Source organism: Escherichia sp. AM3 (assembly GCF_032029835.1).
GTDB lineage: Bacteria > Pseudomonadota > Gammaproteobacteria > Enterobacterales > Enterobacteriaceae > Escherichia > Escherichia coli.
On the sequence record NZ_JAVUPQ010000545.1, the window covers coordinates 1 to 490 of the forward strand.

The 490-nt window shown below is 62.2% G+C and carries 1 protein-coding gene; it reads right to left on the bottom strand.

The window, feature by feature from the left end; all coding sequences use genetic code 11:
- A partial coding sequence (locus RTW80_RS27140; RefSeq protein WP_312721195.1) for an alpha/beta fold hydrolase occupies positions 1-490 on the bottom strand: 490 nt, incomplete at both ends.

Below are 490 nucleotides of genomic sequence, written 5' to 3' on the forward strand. Positions count from 1 at the left end.
CGGTTACGCAGTCGATGGTGCCCTTCAGGGACGCCAGCAGGGCGATGTTCAGCGTCTGCGTCAGGGCACCGGCAGAAACGGTCTGCCCGGCGTTGGTGCCGTAGAATGGGGTGGCGAAATCGCTGATGAACTGAGCGCGATCTTTACGCAGTCCGTCGCGAATCCCGCTGAACACGCTCTGATCGACCCCTTCCGGGTAGCTTTCGGATTTGCCGAAAATGGGCGTTACCGCGCCCAGCAGGGCAAGACCGGCCGCGCGTTCGCTGCCGTAGTTGTTGATGTAACGCGTCACGTCGCCGCCGCCCATGGAGAAGCCCACCAGCGTCACGTCGCGCAGATCCAGCGTGGTGATCAGGTCGTTAATGTCGGACGCAAAGGTATCGTAGTCATAGCCGTTCCACGGCTGATCCGAACGCCCAAACCCGCGACGGTCAAAGGCGATGGTGCGGTAGCCGCGCTCGGCCAGGAAGTTCAGCTGGCTGTCCCACAT